Genomic DNA, 18,466 nt, shown 5'->3' on the forward strand with positions numbered 1-18,466 from the left:
CAGAAGTTAATATACAATTTGGAGGTAACTTGGATGGAAGCTCTTATCATGCAAATGGTGGAATCTTTTAAGGAACTATCTTATTTTGGTATTATGCTAGCATTGACATTTGAATTTATTCCAGCTGAGCTGGTATTACCACTGGCTGGTTATTGGGTATATCAAGGAGAAATGAATTTATTTGGTGCGATTTTTGCAGGTTCAATTGGCGGAGTACTAGGGCCGCTAACCCTATACGCCCTGGGACGTTATGGTGGCAGAGTCGCGATTCTAAAATTTGGAAAGTACTTTTTTATAAAAGAAGAGCATATGGACAAATCTGATCAATTCTTTGCTAAACACGGGGGAGCGGTTGCGTTTATTGGGAGATTTATCCCTGGAGTGAGGACGGCCATCTCTATTCCCTGTGGAATTGCGAAAATGAGTGTATGGAAATTTATCCTTTACACGTATTTAGCCATGCTGCCGGTGACAGCTGCCTATGTGTATTTAGGATATATTCTTGGCCCACAGTGGGAAAAAGCTGGTGAAGTGTTTAGTCAATATGCAAACTTTTTGTTGATTCCTATTGCTCTGTTTATTATTTGGATGATTGTAAAAAGAAGAAAAATAAACGTACAGAGCTAATTATTTTTTAAGAAGAGCCTGGAGCTGAGAGTGTGAAACTTTTCAGAACAGGCTCTTTTTCCTTTTTCGATAATTTCCGTATATAAAATATCAAGTGAATGATAAATATTGATGATAAGATGCATTTGTAAGGAGGGAAAGTAATGTTACATGAATTCAATAAATTAATGGATTACATCGAGGCCCATTTAACGGAAGAAATCTCTGGAAAAGAAATAGCAAGAATTGTAGGAATGTCTGATTACCATTTCAAAAGAATGTTTTCGTATATGGCTGGAATGTCATTGAGCGAGTATATCAAAAATAGGAGATTATCCACAGCGAATGTTGAATTAATAAACGGTGCAAAAGTGACAGATCTTGCTTATAGATATGGCTATCAGTCAATTGAAGGATTTTCTAGAGCCTTTCGTGAATGGAGTGGTTTTTTACCTTCCGAAGTAGCAAAAAACAAAATTCAAAAATCATTTCCCAAATTCACATTCTATATCGATATTAAAGGAGGAATTTCTATGGAATTCAAAATAGAAAAAAAAGAAAAGTTTAATATTGTAGGTGTATCGAAAAGAGTACCCATTCAATTCGAAGGTGTAAATAATGCAATTGCAGAACTAGCTCAGTCCATTACGGAGCAGCAGAGAAATGAAATGCATCAGTTAGCTGATTTATATCCTCATCAAGTATTGAATGTATCATATAATTTTGATGATGGTTACTTGGAGGAAAAAGGTTACTTAACACATGTAATAGGTTTCGCAACAACAAAGGAAAATCCGTTCGACGATTTAGAGCAAATTTCAATTGATGAAAGCGAATGGGCGATATTCCCAAATCAAGGACCATTTCCTGCAACGCTGCAAGAAACATACGCAAAAATATATTCTGAATGGCTGCCTTCTTCAGAATATGAAGTAAGAGATTTGCCTGGAATTTCTTTCACAAAGTTCAATGGTCCGTTAGATAATGTTTATAGTGAAATTTGGATGCCAGTTAAGAAAAAGAGTTAATGATCAACTGACATATGCTTATCGTAGTAAATAAGTTCAAATATTCGGCTGATTTTATAAGGATTCATATAGGTCAGCCGATTTTTTTCTAAATTGCTTGTAAGGACTTAATTTGAACTCCCAGCAATTCCCCGCTTTCTGAATAGCTGCAGTCGTACACTTTTGGCTCATTCGTAAAATTTAACACATCCTCAATAAAGTAGGGGATATTCCCCACAACATCCTTAGAGGATAAAATCCAATCGAGTTGCTTCCATTCTAGCTTTCCTTCATCAGATGAAATAAGCTCACCTTCAAAGTCATGGCTTGCATATACATAAATGCATTCAATTCCATTTAAGGCTATCATCCCTCTAAATAGGGGGTTCTTTAGCTTTAATCCGGTTTCTTCTAACACTTCACGTGTGCAACTTTCCTTTGGCGTTTCACACTGCTCAATCTTTCCGCCGACACCATTCCATTTTCCCTTATTGGGTTCCTTTTTTCGCAATAACATTAAGACTTTATCTTCTTCTAGTAAAAAACATAGAGTATAGTTCATCAATGGCACCCTCACAGTCAAAAAATATCCATAAGAACAGATTAATCTTTATCAAATTTTGAATCAATGGTATTTTTGAAATAAAGTTTTAACGTATTTTAAGAACCTTTTGATTGAAGGATCTAGTCTTTGAATAATGGAAGGGAGAAGTAATGAAGGATATACAAACATTTGCGAAACAGTATCAACAAGAAATGGGTTGGGATATTTCCGATGAGAGCTATGATAAGAGCAGAGATTCTCTATTAAATAATTACATGCAGCTTACGACTGAGGTTGCCGAGGTGGCGGAAGAGCTGCGGAAGGCATTTAATCTAACTGCCTCCTATGTTGAAGAGGGTATGGAAGAAGAGCAGGCATTTGAGTTAGCCAAGAATCAGATTAAAGAGAATATCGGCAAAGAGTTATCAGATTGTCTGGCGTACATGCTGAAGTTTTATAATTACTTTGGAATCCATGTAGAAGATAGCTTTTATGCCAAGATGGAAGAAGTTAAAAACCGGAAGAATAAGGATTTAGTAAAACCATCGAAATAAGGTCTTTATTAGAACCAAGAGTTACCTTTGAAAAACATTCAAAAGTAACTCTTGGTTATTTTTTATGGTAAAGAAAGGATATTCCACTCCTAAACAGAATAGGTATTTATCAAGATAGCATGATAACTGATAGATATTTTTGAAGGGGAGTTTTCGGATGATTGTGGATTGCCATTTCCATGTGGATGAAACGATGTTGACTCTAGACAAAATGCTAGAGGGAATGAATGAAAATAATATTGCGAAAACAGCACTCATTGCTCCCATGAATGAAACTATGTTTGAGATGGAAAGTGCGTATCAACGCAATTTACAACGGTTTTTCCGATTTCTCATTCTTAATGCTCCGCAAATTGGACTCAAAATTTATAACAGTCTGGTGAAGGATGGCTCTTTCAACCTGTATGGTCATTCCTATAAGATTTATGCCAACCCGAGGAATGAACTTGTTGCCGATGCAATTGATAGATTTCCAGACCGGTTTCTCGGCTGGGCAGCCGTAAATCCAACTATTCCCCAATCCATGGAACAACTTCATTCCTATCTCAATAAACCTGGCTTTATCGGAGTCAAAGCTCACCCCTTCATGCATGAGTATAGTATCAGGGCACTTGATCCAGTAGCGTCGATGTGTGAAGCAAAAGGTAAACCTATGATTATTCATTTATCATCAGAAACAGACTCTTATAAATATCTGCCTGAGAATTATCCTAACCTTAAATTAATTTATGCCCATGCCGGTCTTCCTTTTTGGAAGAAACTTTGGAAATATGTAAAAGATCAACCCAATGTGTTTGTTGATACCTCAAGTGATTATCTAACTCCATCCATTGTAAAGAATGCAGTGGAAACATTAGGATATCGAAAAGTGCTTTTTGGCTGCGACGGCCCTTACGGAATGATAGAATTTAATGAATATGATTATTCAGCTAAGAAAGATTGGATTGATTCGCTTCAAATATCCGATAACCAGAAGGAATATATTCTTGGGAAAAACTTCTTAGGGTTGATTGAATAATTTAAAGCTTGATCTCTAAACTTCTCAAATTGAAAGGGGGTGATTTTTTAACGTAAAATCGCCCTTTTAAAAAGCTCCCTAAATTTCTCCTTATCCTCTTGTGTAAAGGGTTTTGGCCCCTTAGTACGCTTCCCGCTTTTTCGAGCCATTGCGCTTAAATAACGTGATTGTAATAACTGATCAATGTTGTCATTTGTAAAGGTATAGCCAGTATGATGAAGAACTGTACAGCCCTTTGCTAAACCTAGCGAAGCTAGACCGTAATCTTGCGTAATGATGATATCTCCCTTTTGTGCTAGCTTCATAATCCGATAATCCGCAGCATCGGCTCCCGAATCTACATAAATGGTTTCTACACCTGAAGGTTGTTCTGCATTCGAAAAATGAGAAAAGCTCGTAACAAGAACAACAGGAAGGTCAGCATTCCTGCTCTCAGAGATAATAATATCTTTTACCGGACAAGCATCTGCATCAACATAAATTTTCAATTTTAATCGCTCCTTAAAGGAATCTAAACATTAGCTGATATCTATATTTAAAAGAATAAAGAATAATTTATTACCTGAGGTAAACCTAACAAAAAACAAGAAATTATACAACAGTGAAAGAAGGATATAGTAATCGTACGCGTCTTTTCCGGAGGCGTTTTTTTTATAATAAAAAACAGGATCTGAAAGAGGAGTAAATTTATTTAAATCCTTTTTATATTGGTTGGGTAACGTAATAATATCCGAAATGCTGGAGGGAATCATGATGAGGGTTGGACTAATTGGTTTGGGAAAAATGGGGCTGAATTTAGGACAAAATTTCTTAGATCATCGCCATGAAGTGATAGCATTTGATGTGAATCCAAGTGCAGTAGAAAAGATGAAACAATATGGAGCAGTTGGTGTTTCAAGTTATAAAGAACTAGTACAGTCTTTGGAGCATCCAAGAGTTGTATGGATAATGGTTCCACATGCAGTGGTTGATTCCGTTATCGGCGAGCTTTTACCCTATTTGGAAAAAGGTGATATCGTCGTGGAGGCTGGAAATTCCCACTATAAAGAATCCATCCAGCGCTACAATGAGTTAAAGGAAATCGGCGTAAGATTTATGGATGCAGGTACTTCAGGCGGAATGGAAGGAGCACGAAATGGAGCGTGCTATATGATTGGCGGTGATCCAGAGGCATGGGAGGTAGTTGAACCTCTTTTCAAGGATACAGCTGTTGAAAATGGGTATTTATATGCCGGAAAAGCAGGTAGTGGACATTTTCTGAAAATGGTGCATAATGGTATTGAATATGCAATGATGGCTGCCATTGGAGAAGGCTTTGAAGTACTCGAAAAGAGTGAGTTTGATTTTGATTACGAAAAGGTCGCTAGAGTTTGGAATAATGGATCCGTTATTCGTTCATGGCTGATGGAATTGACTGAAAGTGCTTTTTCTAAATATCCAAATTTGGAAGAAATTAAAGGGATTATGCACTCCTCTGGGGAAGGGAAATGGACGGTGGAGGCAGCATTAGACCTAAAAACAGCAACACCAGTCATTGCCATGTCCTTGTTAATGCGTTATCGTTCATTAGAGGATGATACCTTTACAGGAAAAGTGGTAGCCGCACTTAGAAATGAATTTGGCGGACATGCTGTCGAAAAAAACTAAAAAGTAGAAATGGGAGGAATACATAATGAAATTTTTTATCGATACTGCAAACCTAGAGGAAATCAAAAAGGCCTATAAAATTGGCGTGTTATCTGGTGTTACAACCAACCCTTCCTTAGTGGCGAAAGAAGGCGTGAAATTTGAAGACCGTATTGCAGAAATCCTAAATGCTGTTCCAGAAGTTGAATCCGTTTCTGCCGAAGTTACTCCAAATGCTTTAACAGCAGAGCAAATGATTGCGGAGGCCGATGAACTAATTAAAATTAACGGCGGAGATAAGAATATTACCATCAAACTTCCAATGACATTGGATGGACTTGAGGCTTGCCGTTATTTAACTAAAAAAGGTGTTAAAACCAACGTTACCCTGATTTTTAGTGTGAACCAAGCATTATTAGCAGCACGTGCAGGAGCTACATATGTTTCACCATTCTTAGGACGTTTAGATGATATTAATGAAGATGGTGTAGAACTGGTAGCAAAGATTGCTCAGATGTTCCGTGTTCAAAATCTAGATTCACAAATCATTGCTGCATCTGTACGCCATCCTGACCATGTAACTCGTGTAGCATTGGCTGGAGCTCACATCGCTACAATTCCGTTTAAGGTCATTGAACAATTATCTAAGCATCCTTTAACTGATCAAGGACTTGAAAAGTTCGCAGCTGACTGGAAAACTGTATAAAAATTGCTGAAGCTATAGGGCGTTATTTCTTATCCTTTTTGGGTAGAAAATAGCGCTCTTTTTTATTACACTGCTAAAACGGTCCTTCATAGTGCTTGTCCCTATCAGTAACTAGAAAATGTAATAAGCGGAGAATTTCCGGTTATATTTTGAATGGAGCTCATTTCGGGGTAAATAAGCGGATGTTTTCCGGTTATTCAAAGAAAACTTGATCATTTTCACGCTTTTTTACTTAATAGGGGGAATCTCTCCGCCTATTGGAGCAGATTTCGATGGCATTTTTTCAATAGGCGGAATTCTTCCGTCTATATTTTATATCGGATGCTTCACCATATCCCCCAAACTGATAATAGCGCCCCTTATTGATCCTAGATGCAGAAATCGGACTACTTTTTTTGGCAAATTAAATAAAATAAAAGGGTTATTGACAGAAAGGATTAAAAGTATTATCATTATCTCGTATTCAAGATAATTGAATTCAAGATAACGAAATCCCATGGATGTAAAATTTATGGCATGGAAATGCTATAATTTACCCTTCTTATAATGTAACCGTTAATTGCAAATAATGAGCAAGCTTAGTTAGTTTGAAATATTTTTTTATAATATGTCTCGATTTCGAGATAAATAAAAAATAGAATGACAGGAGTGATTCGTATATGAAACTTTTGGGATTACATCATGTATCCATATTAACAGGGAAAGCGGAAAGAAATTTTGAATTTTATACAAAAATTTTAGGAATGAGATTGGTCAAGAAAACTGTTAACCAGGATAATACCGAATCTTATCATCTATTCTATGCTGACGGGGAAGGAACTCCTGGAACTGAAGTAACGTTCTTTGACATTCCTAATCTTGGGCAAACATACAGAGGAACTTCCGATATTTCTACTGTTTCACTAAGAGTTAAAACTACGGATTCTTTGTTATTTTGGAAAAAACGGTTTAAACAATTTGGGATTGAACATGATGATGTTCAAAAAAGAGCAAATCGTGATACCCTGGCTTTTAGAGATTTCGAGGGGACTCGCATTATACTAACAGCCGATAATGATGAAAAAGGAGTGAGAGCAGGAGTTCCTTGGAAAAGGAATGACATCCCGTTAGAACATGCCATCATTGGTTTAGGACCTGTAACGCTCACAGTGGCAATTGCAGAACCAACAATCGGTGTTTTAACAGAAGTGATGGGGTTTCGCTTTGTTGGTTCCTATCCGTCACTTGAAGGTGATTATCCTGATATATTGGTTTATGCAACTGGCGAAGGCGGCAGCGGCGCGGAGGTTCATATTGAAACAAGAATCGATCTGCCAAGAGTCCGCTTAGGCCGGGGAGGCGTTCACCATGTTGCTTTCCGTGTTCCGAATGAGGAAGAATATGACTTATGGGCAGCACGTTTGCAAGAATACAGGTTGCCGAATTCAGGAAAAGTGGAGCGGTATTACTTCAAGGCATTATATTTTAGGGAACCTAATGGGATTCTTTTTGAATTATCAACCGATACACCAGGATTCGCGACCGATGAACCAATGGAAACAATGGGAGAAAAACTATCACTTCCATCATTTTTGGAACCAAAACGAAAAGAAATCGAAGAGAAATTACGTCCATTAAACTTAAATTAAATACATTCGACGGACAGAACAATCAATCAAAGGAGTGTTAATAATGGTAACTTTATATGTATCACCTAGTTGTACTTCATGTCGAAGAGCGAAGGCTTGGTTTGAGGAAAATCAAATTCCGTATAAAGAAAGAAATATACTTTCTGAGAAGCTTTCAATAGATGAGATCAAGGAAATTCTTCGTTATACAGAAGATGGCACCGATGATATTATCTCGACAAAGTCAAAAGTATTCCAAAAGCTAAATGTAAATATCGATTCTATGTCACTTCGAGAATTATATACACTGATTACAGAGAATCCGGGGCTATTAAGAAAACCATTAATTCTTGATGAAAAAAGATTACAAGTTGGGTTTAATGAAGAAGAGATACGGAGCTTTTTGCCGCGTAAAATGCGTGTATTTCGACTTGATGAAGATCATAGCTTTATTGAAGAAGCTATGTAGGAAAATAGATTGTAGCTATATTGTAAACGTATTTCTAATATCTCAAATTCCGGGATTTTAATTAGGAGGTGTGGATAATGGAAAGGAGATGTACAAACCAGCCATTTTTGCTGCTAATGCAAACTTCAAAAGCCATTCAGGAACGAATAAGAGATGAAATGTCCAAAAATAAACTTAGTATTACGGAGTTTTCAGTATTAGAGGTACTTTACTACCAAGGAAAACAAACCATTCAACAGATTGGAAATAGAATCCTGATCTCAAGCGGCTCGATGACGTATGTGATTGATAAACTTGAACAAAAAGGAATCCTAAAAAGAAATGACTGTAGAGAAGACAGAAGGGTTATTCATATAACCTTAACCACTGAAGGAATGGAAATGATGGAAAACATAATGCCGAAGTATCAAGATATGGTTGATTCTTTTTTTGAAGATTTAACTGGTGATGAGGCCGAGTTGATGGCCAGCTTTTTAAAAATCGTAAGAAACAGAGTTTAAAAATTTTTTGATTAATATCTTGAAATTGAGATAAATATTAGGAGGAAAATAAAATGATAAGTATCGGATTATTAATAATTAGGGTAGTGATTGGATTATCATTCATGGCGCATGGTGCACAGAAATTATTTGGCTGGTTTGGCGGGTATGGTTTAAAAGGTACAGGAAACTGGATGGAATCCCTAGGACTGAAACCAGGTGTAACGATGGCCCTTATGGCGGGATTAGCAGAATTGATCGGGGGATTGCTGTTTACTTTAGGACTTCTTACTCCCCTTGCAGGGATCATGATTGCAGGCACAATGGTAATGGCAATTGTAAAGGTTCATGCTCCAAATGGATACTGGGCAACACAAAATGGATATGAATATAATTTAACAATCATTGCAGTGGTCATTGGTGTAGCATTAATTGGCCCTGGACAATATGCTTTGGATGCCTTTTTATTCTAGAATATCTCGAATTAAAGAATCTTTATCTGTAAATATTACCGATATTTTTATCAATTAATAGACATCATAATTTAAAAGGAGTGTTTTCATAGTGAGTAAGAAAACAATGGGTATCCATCACATTACGGCTATTGTAGGTCATCCCCAGGAGAATGTTGATTTTTATGCAGGTGTATTAGGCTTGCGGTTAGTGAAACAAACGGTAAACTTTGATGACCCTGGAACCTATCACCTTTATTTCGGTGATGAAGGAGGAAAACCTGGAACCATTATTACATTCTTCCCTTGGGCGGGTGCAAGACAAGGAACAATTGGGGACGGTCAAGTAGGCGTTACCTCGTATGTTGTTCATACAGGTGCCATGCAATTCTGGGAAAACAGATTAGAGTCATTCAACATTCCATTTACCAAGATGGAACGATTCGGCGAGCAATATTTGGAATTTGATGATCCACATGGTCTTCACCTTGAAATTGTTGAAAGGGAAGAAGGAGAGGTAAATAATTGGACCTTTGGCGGAGTAACTCCAGATGTGGCCATTAAGGGATTTGGCGGAGCTACTCTGTTATCTAGCCAGCCTAATAAAACGGCAGAGTTGTTAGAAAATGTAATGGGGCTTGAATTCGTAGGGAAAGAAGGAGATTTCGCCCGTTATCGTTCTTCAGCTGATATCGGAAATGTCATTGACCTAAAATTAACAACCATTGGACGGGGGCGCATGGGTGTCGGAACCGTCCATCACATCGCTTGGCGTGCTAGTGATGACCAGGATCAGTTAGAGTGGCAAAAGTATGTTGCCTCCAATGGGTATGGTGTCACTCCCGTTCAAGATCGGAACTATTTCAATGCAATTTATTTTAGAGAACATGGGGAAATCTTGTTTGAAATTGCAACAGATCCTCCAGGCTTTGCTCACGATGAATCACAATCAGCAATGGGAGAAAAATTAATGCTGCCTGCACAGTATGAACAGCATAGAGACCAAATTGAACGAGGGCTGCTGCCATTTAAAGTAAGAGAATTGTAATGATTTTATGAAAAGGAATGATTGCTTTGCTTTCCATTGATCCAGCTTCATTGTCTGAAAGAGAAAATTACAAATTTTTAATCGGCAGTATTATTCCGAGACCGATTGCATTTGTTACCACGCTTTCGAAGGATGGAATCTTGAATGGTGCCCCCTTTAGTTATTTTAATATTGTCTCCTCCAATCCACCGATGATTTCGTTATCTGTACAGCGGAGAGAGGGGCAGCAAAAAGATACAGCAAGAAACATTATCGATAACAAGGAATTTGTGATTCACATCGTAGATGAGCAGAATGTTGAAAAGATTAACCAAACAGCAGCAAGTCTGCCTCCAGATGAGAGTGAGATAGAGTTGGCTAGGTTAACACCAGTAGAAAGTGTGAAAATTAAAGTACCAGGTGTAAAGGAAGCCAAAGTTCGAATGGAATGTCTATTAGAGCATTCACTTGAATTAGGAGGTTCTGATTCAGCGGGATGTGATTTGTTTATAGGGAGAATTGTTCAGTTTCATATTGAAAATGACATTTATGAAAAAGGAAGAATTGACCCTAGTGGGTTAGCTGCGGTGAGCAGATTGGCTGGCAATAGCTATGCCAAAATCGGTGAGATTTTTGAAATAGAACGACCTAAGTAAACTTTAGTCTCTTGAAACCTCGAAGAGCTGATTACAAGTGAATGAAAATTATTTAGATAAGAAATAATAGGAGTTGTTATATAAAGATTTCTTGTCTATTTATTAGAAGTGCAACTGCTAAGGAGGAAGAAAAGATGACAAATGTAAAATTGGCCGTTATTTTTTACAGTATGGGTGGAACAAATTATCAGCTGGCAAAATGGGCTGAAGAAGGAGCAAAAGAAGCGGGTGCTGAGGTTAAAGTATTAAAAGTACAAGAATTAGCTCCGGATTCAATTATTGAGAAAAATGAAGTGTGGAAAAACACAGTAGAAGCAACAAAAGATGTTCCAATTGCAACTGGGGATGATATTGAATGGGCAGATGCGGTCATCTTTAGTGTTCCGACTCGATTTGGTAACATGCCTTCACAAATGAAGCAATTCCTTGATATCCAGGGTGGACTTTGGGCAACTGGTAAAACAGTAAACAAAGTAGTGAGTGCCATGACTTCTGCGCAAAATCCACATGGCGGTCAAGAAGCGACACTTCTTTCATTATATACATCCATGATGCATTGGGGCGCTATTATTGCTGCACCAGGGTATACAGATCCAGTTCTATTTGGAGCAGGAGGAAACCCGTATGGAACAAGTGTTACAGTAGGCCAAGATGGCAAGATGATTGATGATGTTCAAGCAGCGGTTAAACATCAAGCAAAACGTACGGTTACTGTTGCAGAATGGGTTAAAAAAGGGAACCAATAAAAATTTAATCTAAGCCCAACACGCTTATCGGAGCATTTCTAAAGGGATCCGATTTTGGGAACACAAAAATTGACGTATCCAATTGGCATACGTCTTTTTTAACTCCGGTTGGCACATATGTGTTGGACCCGATCTGATATTTATAAATATAGGCGGAGGATTTCCGCCTATTTGGTAATTAGGACTAAAAAAGCCCTGATTAGACGGAGAGATTCCGCCTATTGGTTCAAAAAGTTCAAAAATGAGAGAGTTTTCATTACATAAGCGGAAAAGCTCCGCTTATATCCCTTAAAACGAGCCCCATTCTACAATTAACCGGAAAATCTCCGCTTATTCACCTGCTGGTTACTCGATTAGGAACTAGATACTTTAAACTATTTTAGAATAATAAAAGTGAAGCTAATTAGGCAAAAAGTACTTGTGCTCCGCATTATCCCTCGAACTTTTTTAATAGTTAATTCAAATAAAAAACAGGGAATATCTACTAGTCTCGTTTAATTGACATAAAAACTAGGTTAATATATTATTAATTCGAGATATATGAAATACAAATAATTAAATTAAAGATAAAAGGAGAGTCATATAAATGAACGTGTTAGTAGTTAAAGCAAACAATCGTCCAGCTTCTGAAGCGGTTTCTAGTAAAATGTATGAAACTTTTATGAAAAACTTAACAGGTGTGAATGTAACAACTTTTGATGTTTTCGCTGAAGATATGCCATACTTTGGCCAAGATTTATTTAATGCTTTCGGTAAATTGGAGTCAGGCGAAGAAATGACCGACCTAGAAAAACGCCTGCTGTCTGCAAAACAAAAAGCAATGGATGCTCTTACAGCAGCTGACTTAGTTGTATTCGCGTTCCCATTATGGAACTTAACAATCCCAGCACCATTACAAACGTTCATTGATTATGTATACCAAGCTGGTTTCACATTCAAGTACGATGAAAATGGTCAAGCTGTACAATTAATGACACACAAAAAAGCAATTATCCTAAGTGCACGTGGGGGTGTTTACTCAACACCAGAGGCTGCACCTATGGAAATGGCAGCAACGTATATTAAAAATGTTGTCGGCGGCGTTTTCGGTATGGAAATCGTAGACGAAGTGATTATTGAAGGTCACGCTGCAATGCGTGCTCAAGCTGAGCAAATTATTGCTGAAGGTTTAGAAAAGGTTAAACAAGCAGCAATGAAATTATCTCCAGTAGCTGTCTAATATATTGTAGTATACAAAAAGGAAGGTGCTTGATTTCAAGCGCCTTCCTTTTATTTATTGCTTGAATTGGAATTGTTCCCTTGAACAGAAAAAATGAGGCTCCAAGGGAACAATTTTGGAGGAATCGTTCCCTTGAGTGAAGTAAATAAAGGTTATAGGGAGCAATACTTGAAGAATTATTCCCTTGAACGGCCAAAACAAAGGTTCATGGGAACAATACTTGGAGAATTCCATTAATAAAAACGATTAAGGATTACTTACTATTGGGCGGTGAGCATCTTTTCGCTTTTCCTAACTAAAGTGTGTTATTATTTTCCATAATTACAAATAGGAAAGGATGGACAGGATGTCAATCGAAAGTGTAAAAGCCCATTTCAAGCAATGGGACAGAGAACAAGATGTGATGGAATTTGACACATCAAGTGCCACAGTGGATCTAGCAGCACAAACAATTGGAGTAATCCCGGCCCGCATTGCAAAAACATTATCTCTTAGAGGAGAAGGGGAAAAAGCCCTTTTAATTGTCGCTGCAGGAGATGCGAAAATTGATAACAAGAAATTTCGTCAAACCTTCGGGTTCAAGGCCAGAATGCTGACTCCGGAAGAAGTGCTGGAGCAGACCGGACATGCAATCGGTGGAGTTTGTCCCTTCGGATTAAGAAATGAATTAGATGTTTACCTTGATGTTTCCATGAAAAGGTTTGATACTCTTTTCCCGGCATGTGGCAGCACCAATTCAGCGATCGAATTATCGAATGAAGAGATTTATCGCTATTCATATGCAAAAGAATGGGTGGATGTTTGTAAAGGCTGGGAAGAATCTGTGCAAGAAGAGAAAGTTAGTTAAAAAGAATGTTATTTGTACAACAAGCCGTTGATAAAGATGGCTTGTTTTTTATCTTAAAGTTTTCCTAATAAAAATAAAAAATATGGCAGAAGGTTTTCTAGCTTATATAATCGAATAGCTAATAGAATAATAGGATATAAGAGGTGTCCCGAATGTATGAGTTAATTGAAAACAAAGTGATAAGAAATGACTATTCAACGATTCCATATTTATGGATTCGCAGTAAAAAGCAAAATAAAAGAATCTGCATCATGCTCCCGGGACTTGGATATACAACCCAACGGCCGCTGTTTCATTATGCCACTAACCTGCTTACAGACAATGGAGTGGATGTCTTACATATCAATTATCATTTTACGAAAAATAAACATTTTGCTAATCTTAATGAAGCCGAGCAGGAGCAGTGGATGTATAACGATGTAGAGGCTGTTGTGAGTGAAATTCTAAATACCTCCAACTATGAGCAATGTTTTCTATTAAGTAAATCGATCGGAAGCATCCCAATGGCTATGGAATGGAAAGAAAGAAACTTTATCCAAAATCCAATTGGGATTTGGTTAACACCGCTGCTAAAAGAAGATCTAGTTTTTGAAACACTATTGAAAACGGATATACCCTCTATTTGTATCATCGGGAATCAAGACCATCATTATATAGGGGAAAGAGTTTCATTACTAGAGAATAATAGTTTAATTCGTATGAGCGTTATTCCCAATGCGGATCATAGTTTAGAAGTGAATGGTGATGTTTCAGCGACAATCGATGCCATGAAAGTTATAATGAAGAGGATAGATGAATTCATTAACATAATATTGGGAGATTGGGAATGGAAATAAAATACAATTTAACCGAAGAAGACTATCTAAAGTTTAACATGTTTCACATCAGTCATTCTGAGTCAGCTAATAAATCCTTGAAAACACAAAGGTTTGCGACTCCATTTGTTTATATTATTTTTGCTTACATATTTGCGAATATAGCAGATATCCCATTTTTATATTCATTAATTCCTTTTCTGATTGTCGGAATCCTATGGGTTATTTTTTATCCAAAGTATTTCCAAAGCCGTATCCTTAGTCAGACCAAGAAAATGATTAGGGAAGGGAAGAATGAGGGACTGCTTGGGGAACATACCATGATATTGAGTGAAGAAGGGATTGTAGACAGCAATACAAAAGGTGAAACCAAGGTTCATTGGTCTGGTATCATTAAGTTAGTTGAGGATGAGTCCAACCTCTATGTATACAATAGTTCGGTAAGTGCCTATATCATTCCTAAACGAGAACTTAATGATGTAGAAGAAGTAAGGAATCATATCAAAAGTAAGTTATCACAATAATCCATTAGGAGGTACAAATCGATATGATTAGTACCTCTTATTTTTAAAATCGATACTATTAAAGCTGAAGTGGTTCGACAATTTGTTCTCCATTTCCCCCCGTGTAAACAGCCTTTTTTTCGTTAATATTCACGGTATAGGATACAATCCCGGCATTAGCCATTTCTTTTAGAAAGTCTAAAAACGGAAGTGAAATGTTTGCGATTGTTTGTAAGGCATGATTTCGATTGAAGTGAGTTGAAATGACAAAGTTTACCTGAGGTTCTGTTGCTGTTTCCGAGTGCTCTGCTTTGTAAGTGGCCCGGCCCGTGGCAACATCAATATCGTATTGAATAATTCCTATTCTATGTAATTCCTCCAAAAACTGAGCAAAGCTAGTCTTGCCAGTACTTCTTCTCTCAATAATCTCATGGACCTTTTCCTTAAGGTGCTGGGAATTCATGAAGATTCCTCCTCTAATGTTTTCATCATTTTACCCATTTTTAATAAAAAATAAAGATATCTAAAAACTTCCTGATTAGGCACATCGTCTAAGTATAGGAAGGAGTGAAAGTAGTGGAAGAATTGATTATTGATGGATTTTTAGCCGAAGATAAAGAACTCCTAATGGATGAGATCATGAATCAATATGGACAGGAAATCTTACAGCTAACCTATTCCTATGTGAATAATAAAGCGATTGCGGAGGATTTAACGCAGGATATCTTCGTAAAATGTTATAAAAGCCTCCATACATATAGCGGTAAATCTAAATTGAGGACATGGCTGTGGCGGATTGCCATCAATCATTGTAAAGATTTCCATAGAAGCTGGTATAACAAAAATGTGGTTATTGCCGGTGAAGAAATGCCCAGTACCGGTACTAAAAAAGAACTTGTGGAGCAGTCAGTGATCCAAAAGGAAGAAGATGATGAATTGATTGCTGCGATTATGACGCTGCCGATAAAATATCGAGAAGTGATTTACCTATTTTACTATGAAGAGATGCCGCTTAAGGAAATTGCTGTGGTAATGGAAACTGGGGTAAATACCGTGAAAACAAGACTAAGGCGGGCTAAAGAACTTCTGAAAGAAAGATTGGAGGAATAGGTGTGGAAGACCGCTTAAAGAACTTAAAAAAGGTAATGGATAGAAAAACATTTACAGACTTGGAATTTACTGATCAGCACCAAAAGGCCATACACAAAAAAATAAACCAGCTGGACGTTAGCGATGAGGAAATTCTTCTTGCTGTAATGCAGCTTCTTGTCCATGAAAAAACAGGTCACGAATTAACGGGTCTGCTGCGAGGACGTGGAATCCAGAGATTCGAGGGGGACGAGGGATCTTTGTATACCCTTTTACATCGTTTAGAGCAGACTAGGTGCATCGAAACCAACTGGGATGAAACGGGAGCTAAATATTATGTATTAAAGAATAAAGGCAGGAAGTTATTAGACAAAGCGGAACAAAAGCGGAAAGAGCGCCGATTTGTTATGAAAGAATTACTTGAGGGGTGAGCGATCATTGGCGAATAATAAAAAACAGATTTTCTTAGATGAGGTCACTGATCAAATGAAATCTAAGGAAGCAAAAACATATGTTGCAAGAGAGTTAAATTATCATATAAAGGAAGCCAAAAAAACATGGATGGAGAAAGGGTTAACCGAAGGGGAAGCGGAAGAAAAAGCGGTCGAACAGATGGGAAGCCCTACGAAACTAGGTATCCAGATGAATAAGCTCCATCGCCCAAAGGTTGACTGGTGGCTGCTTACGCTGTTAGCTGCAGTTTTGGGACTAAGTTTCTTGCCGATGGTATCTCTGGGGTATATGGGAGACCGCTACTTTCTAATCAATAAGATTCTAATTGTCGGTATCGGTGCTGCTTGTGCCGCAGGGCTCATGCTGGTGGATTACCGGAAATGGAGAGAATATGGCTGGAAATTTTACCTTGTGGGAGTTGTACTTCTTCTCCTCCTGATGTTTTTTCCTAACAGTATGATTAATGGAGTTCCACTAATAAAGTTTGGACCTGTTACCATTGAAAGCATGATGGCACTACCGTTTTTCTTTCTTGCATGGGCTTCGTTTTTCTACAGTGAAAAGTTTAAGGTATGGCAGTTTTTTCTATTGTTTCTCCTTCCTATATTTCTATTTCTTCCCTTATCAAGTATCTCAACTGTCTACATCTATAGTGTGATGGCATTCGTGATGCTTTGGGCGAGTAAATTCAGTAAGAAAGTTAAATGGTTGATTTCAACGGGAACATTCAGTGTACTTGTTCTAACGTGCATATTGGTTTGGCCATTTATGAAGGAATATCAGGTTGTTAGACTGTTAGCGTTCATAGAGCCTGAAAAATATGCCGCCAGTGAAGGGTATACAATCCTAAGAATAAAAGAACTGATGTCAAAAGCCGGCTGGTTTGGGAATCCAGTGAATAAGGATTTTATTCCAGAGGCGCATACTAACTTTGTTTTTGTCAGCTTCACTTATCATTATGGTTGGGTTTTAGCCGTTATCATGGTTATGATTCTTGTTCTTTTTGCAGTTAGAATGATTGTCATTCATCCAAAGATAAAGGATTCCTATGGAAAGCTTCTTTTAATAGGCGGCGTTGCCCTTTTTAGTGTACAGCTGTTTAGCAATATTGGGATGGTACTAGGCTTCTTTCCGCTGACAACCATGTCACTGCCATTTATGAGTTACGGTTTAATGCCAACTTTGCTTAATGCGATCCTGATTGGAGTGGTGTTAAGTGTGTATCGGCGAAAAGATTTGGTATGGAAAAGCTGATAAAAGAGGAAATCGGCACGAATTCCATTAAAAAGTGTGGAGTCATCGTATGACTCCACATTATAATAGACAGCAGGAGAAATTTCACATTCCATCCTTCTGTTGACTTGGTTTATCGATCGTAAAACAAATCATTGAACTGCATGGAGGAGAAATTAAGGTTGATAGCAAGGCCCTAAGGGACAACCTTCACAATTATCCTTCCTATTATAAATAAAAAATTGGAGGAATAAAAAATGGAACAAACTTGGAGTATACGACTCATTCGATTCGCAGCTATTTTCGGTATCATTGGTACTTTTCTTGGCTCTCAAATGTCAGGAAGTATGGATTATTCAATGAGACCCATCCATGCTCATATTCTATTAGTAGGATGGTTATCTGTGTTTGCCTGGGGGATCTTTTATAAAGTATATAGTATTAAATATAAAAAGCTTGTACCTATTCACAGTATACTTGGAATGCTAGGTGCTTTAGGTATGACCGCAGGAATGTGGATGTACAATTTAAATCCATTCAATCTTAATGAGACCTTTGTAATGGTGTTCTTTATCGTAGGAGGTAGTTTACTTTTACTTGCTTTTTTATTATTTGTGCCAATTACCTTTCTCATTAATAAACAGGAAAATTAGTAATTGGGGTAACGGACAGGTGGACAGATGAACCGAACGGTTTTATGTAGAACTGTCTTGGTTTGATGTAGAACCTGTCCGGTTTTATGTAGAAACGTTAAGGTTTGGTGTAGAACCTGTCCGGTTTTATGTAGAAACGTTATGGTTTGATGTAGAA

The 18,466-nt window shown here is 37.5% G+C and carries 24 protein-coding genes; 21 read left to right on the forward strand and 3 right to left on the reverse strand.

Going from position 1 to position 18,466, the window contains the following annotated elements; translation table 11 throughout:
- Positions 1–33: 33 nt before the first annotated feature.
- Positions 34–627: a DedA family protein gene (locus SFC47_RS16100; protein WP_411255326.1), complete on the forward strand. Its 594-nt coding sequence runs from the start codon at positions 34–36 to the stop codon at positions 625–627.
- 143 nt (positions 628–770) lie between these two features.
- Positions 771–1,634 (forward strand): AraC family transcriptional regulator, encoded by an 864-nt coding sequence (locus tag SFC47_RS16105; protein ID WP_411255327.1) that lies wholly within the window; start codon positions 771–773, stop codon positions 1,632–1,634.
- A gap of 88 nt (positions 1,635–1,722) precedes the next feature.
- Here the strand turns inward: SFC47_RS16105 and SFC47_RS16110 are convergent, their stop codons facing one another.
- Entirely contained in the window at positions 1,723–2,175 is a 453-nt protein-coding gene (locus tag SFC47_RS16110; RefSeq protein WP_411255328.1) for an NUDIX hydrolase, read from the reverse strand.
- Between the two features lie 152 nt (positions 2,176–2,327).
- Here SFC47_RS16110 and SFC47_RS16115 point away from each other — a divergent pair, with 152 nt between their 5' ends.
- Both SFC47_RS16115 and SFC47_RS16120 read left to right on the forward strand, forming a co-directional pair.
- Positions 2,328–2,711, forward strand: coding sequence for a hypothetical protein (locus tag SFC47_RS16115; RefSeq protein ID WP_411255329.1), 384 nt, complete (start codon positions 2,328–2,330; stop codon positions 2,709–2,711).
- A 157-nt stretch (positions 2,712–2,868) separates the two neighbouring features.
- Positions 2,869–3,729: an amidohydrolase family protein gene (locus SFC47_RS16120; RefSeq protein ID WP_411255330.1), complete on the forward strand. Its 861-nt coding sequence runs from the start codon at positions 2,869–2,871 to the stop codon at positions 3,727–3,729.
- Positions 3,730–3,776: 47 nt separating this feature from the next.
- Here SFC47_RS16120 and SFC47_RS16125 read toward each other — a convergent pair whose 3' ends face one another.
- A complete protein-coding gene (locus SFC47_RS16125; RefSeq protein ID WP_411255331.1) occupies positions 3,777–4,217 on the reverse strand; it encodes a YaiI/YqxD family protein in 441 nt (146 codons plus the stop codon).
- 265 nt (positions 4,218–4,482) lie between these two features.
- Between SFC47_RS16125 and gnd the strand changes: the two genes are divergently transcribed.
- The 13 genes from gnd (at position 4,483) to SFC47_RS16190 (ending at position 14,902) form a co-directional block, all read left to right on the forward strand.
- Positions 4,483–5,376: a phosphogluconate dehydrogenase (NAD(+)-dependent, decarboxylating) gene (gnd, locus tag SFC47_RS16130; protein ID WP_411255485.1), complete on the forward strand. Its 894-nt coding sequence runs from the start codon at positions 4,483–4,485 to the stop codon at positions 5,374–5,376.
- 25 nt (positions 5,377–5,401) lie between these two features.
- Entirely contained in the window at positions 5,402–6,061 is a 660-nt protein-coding gene (gene fsa / locus SFC47_RS16135; protein WP_411255332.1) for a fructose-6-phosphate aldolase, read from the forward strand.
- A 659-nt stretch (positions 6,062–6,720) separates the two neighbouring features.
- Positions 6,721–7,689: a ring-cleaving dioxygenase gene (locus tag SFC47_RS16140; protein WP_411255333.1), complete on the forward strand. Its 969-nt coding sequence runs from the start codon at positions 6,721–6,723 to the stop codon at positions 7,687–7,689.
- Between the two features lie 43 nt (positions 7,690–7,732).
- Positions 7,733–8,137 (forward strand): transcriptional regulator SpxA, encoded by a 405-nt coding sequence (spxA, locus tag SFC47_RS16145; RefSeq protein WP_411255334.1) that lies wholly within the window; start codon positions 7,733–7,735, stop codon positions 8,135–8,137.
- Positions 8,138–8,214: 77 nt separating this feature from the next.
- Positions 8,215–8,637 (forward strand): MarR family winged helix-turn-helix transcriptional regulator, encoded by a 423-nt coding sequence (locus SFC47_RS16150; RefSeq protein WP_411255335.1) that lies wholly within the window; start codon positions 8,215–8,217, stop codon positions 8,635–8,637.
- 53 nt (positions 8,638–8,690) lie between these two features.
- Positions 8,691–9,089, forward strand: coding sequence for a DoxX family protein (locus SFC47_RS16155; RefSeq protein ID WP_411255336.1), 399 nt, complete (start codon positions 8,691–8,693; stop codon positions 9,087–9,089).
- Between the two features lie 91 nt (positions 9,090–9,180).
- The gene (locus tag SFC47_RS16160) at positions 9,181–10,116 is read left to right on the forward strand and encodes a ring-cleaving dioxygenase (RefSeq protein ID WP_411255337.1); all 936 of its coding nucleotides are present in this window, start codon (positions 9,181–9,183) and stop codon (positions 10,114–10,116) included.
- A 26-nt stretch (positions 10,117–10,142) separates the two neighbouring features.
- A complete protein-coding gene (locus SFC47_RS16165; protein WP_411255486.1) occupies positions 10,143–10,751 on the forward strand; it encodes a flavin reductase family protein in 609 nt (202 codons plus the stop codon).
- A 134-nt stretch (positions 10,752–10,885) separates the two neighbouring features.
- The gene (wrbA, locus tag SFC47_RS16170) at positions 10,886–11,497 is read left to right on the forward strand and encodes an NAD(P)H:quinone oxidoreductase (RefSeq protein WP_411255338.1); all 612 of its coding nucleotides are present in this window, start codon (positions 10,886–10,888) and stop codon (positions 11,495–11,497) included.
- 586 nt (positions 11,498–12,083) lie between these two features.
- Positions 12,084–12,716 (forward strand): FMN-dependent NADH-azoreductase, encoded by a 633-nt coding sequence (locus tag SFC47_RS16175; RefSeq protein ID WP_411255339.1) that lies wholly within the window; start codon positions 12,084–12,086, stop codon positions 12,714–12,716.
- Between the two features lie 346 nt (positions 12,717–13,062).
- Positions 13,063–13,563 carry a YbaK/EbsC family protein gene (locus SFC47_RS16180; RefSeq protein ID WP_411255340.1) on the forward strand — a complete coding sequence of 167 codons (501 nt, stop codon included), beginning with the start codon at positions 13,063–13,065 and terminating at the stop codon, positions 13,561–13,563.
- 152 nt (positions 13,564–13,715) lie between these two features.
- Positions 13,716–14,399 carry an alpha/beta family hydrolase gene (locus SFC47_RS16185; protein WP_411255341.1) on the forward strand — a complete coding sequence of 228 codons (684 nt, stop codon included), beginning with the start codon at positions 13,716–13,718 and terminating at the stop codon, positions 14,397–14,399.
- Positions 14,390–14,902 (forward strand): YcxB family protein, encoded by a 513-nt coding sequence (locus SFC47_RS16190; protein ID WP_411255342.1) that lies wholly within the window; start codon positions 14,390–14,392, stop codon positions 14,900–14,902. The genes SFC47_RS16185 and SFC47_RS16190 overlap by 10 nt, the downstream gene beginning before the upstream one ends.
- 58 nt (positions 14,903–14,960) lie before the next feature.
- On the opposite strand, the gene SFC47_RS16195 is transcribed toward SFC47_RS16190, so the two are convergent.
- Positions 14,961–15,344: a DUF1398 family protein gene (locus SFC47_RS16195; RefSeq protein WP_411255343.1), complete on the reverse strand. Its 384-nt coding sequence runs from the start codon at positions 15,342–15,344 to the stop codon at positions 14,961–14,963.
- Between the two features lie 113 nt (positions 15,345–15,457).
- Here SFC47_RS16195 and SFC47_RS16200 point away from each other — a divergent pair, with 113 nt between their 5' ends.
- The 4 genes from SFC47_RS16200 to SFC47_RS16220 all read left to right on the forward strand — a co-directional run bounded on the left by SFC47_RS16200 (position 15,458) and on the right by SFC47_RS16220 (position 18,309).
- The gene (locus tag SFC47_RS16200) at positions 15,458–15,991 is read left to right on the forward strand and encodes a sigma-70 family RNA polymerase sigma factor (protein ID WP_411255344.1); all 534 of its coding nucleotides are present in this window, start codon (positions 15,458–15,460) and stop codon (positions 15,989–15,991) included.
- A 2-nt stretch (positions 15,992–15,993) separates the two neighbouring features.
- The gene (locus tag SFC47_RS16205) at positions 15,994–16,401 is read left to right on the forward strand and encodes a PadR family transcriptional regulator (RefSeq protein WP_411255345.1); all 408 of its coding nucleotides are present in this window, start codon (positions 15,994–15,996) and stop codon (positions 16,399–16,401) included.
- A 55-nt stretch (positions 16,402–16,456) separates the two neighbouring features.
- Positions 16,457–17,677 (forward strand): FtsW/RodA/SpoVE family cell cycle protein, encoded by a 1,221-nt coding sequence (locus tag SFC47_RS16210; RefSeq protein ID WP_411255487.1) that lies wholly within the window; start codon positions 16,457–16,459, stop codon positions 17,675–17,677.
- A 236-nt stretch (positions 17,678–17,913) separates the two neighbouring features.
- Positions 17,914–18,309 carry a hypothetical protein gene (locus SFC47_RS16220; protein ID WP_411255346.1) on the forward strand — a complete coding sequence of 132 codons (396 nt, stop codon included), beginning with the start codon at positions 17,914–17,916 and terminating at the stop codon, positions 18,307–18,309.
- Positions 18,310–18,466 lie beyond the last annotated feature (157 nt).

Origin of the sequence: Neobacillus niacini (assembly GCF_046591715.1) — a bacterium.
Classification (GTDB): Bacteria; Bacillota; Bacilli; order Bacillales; family Cytobacillaceae; genus Neobacillus; species Neobacillus niacini_L.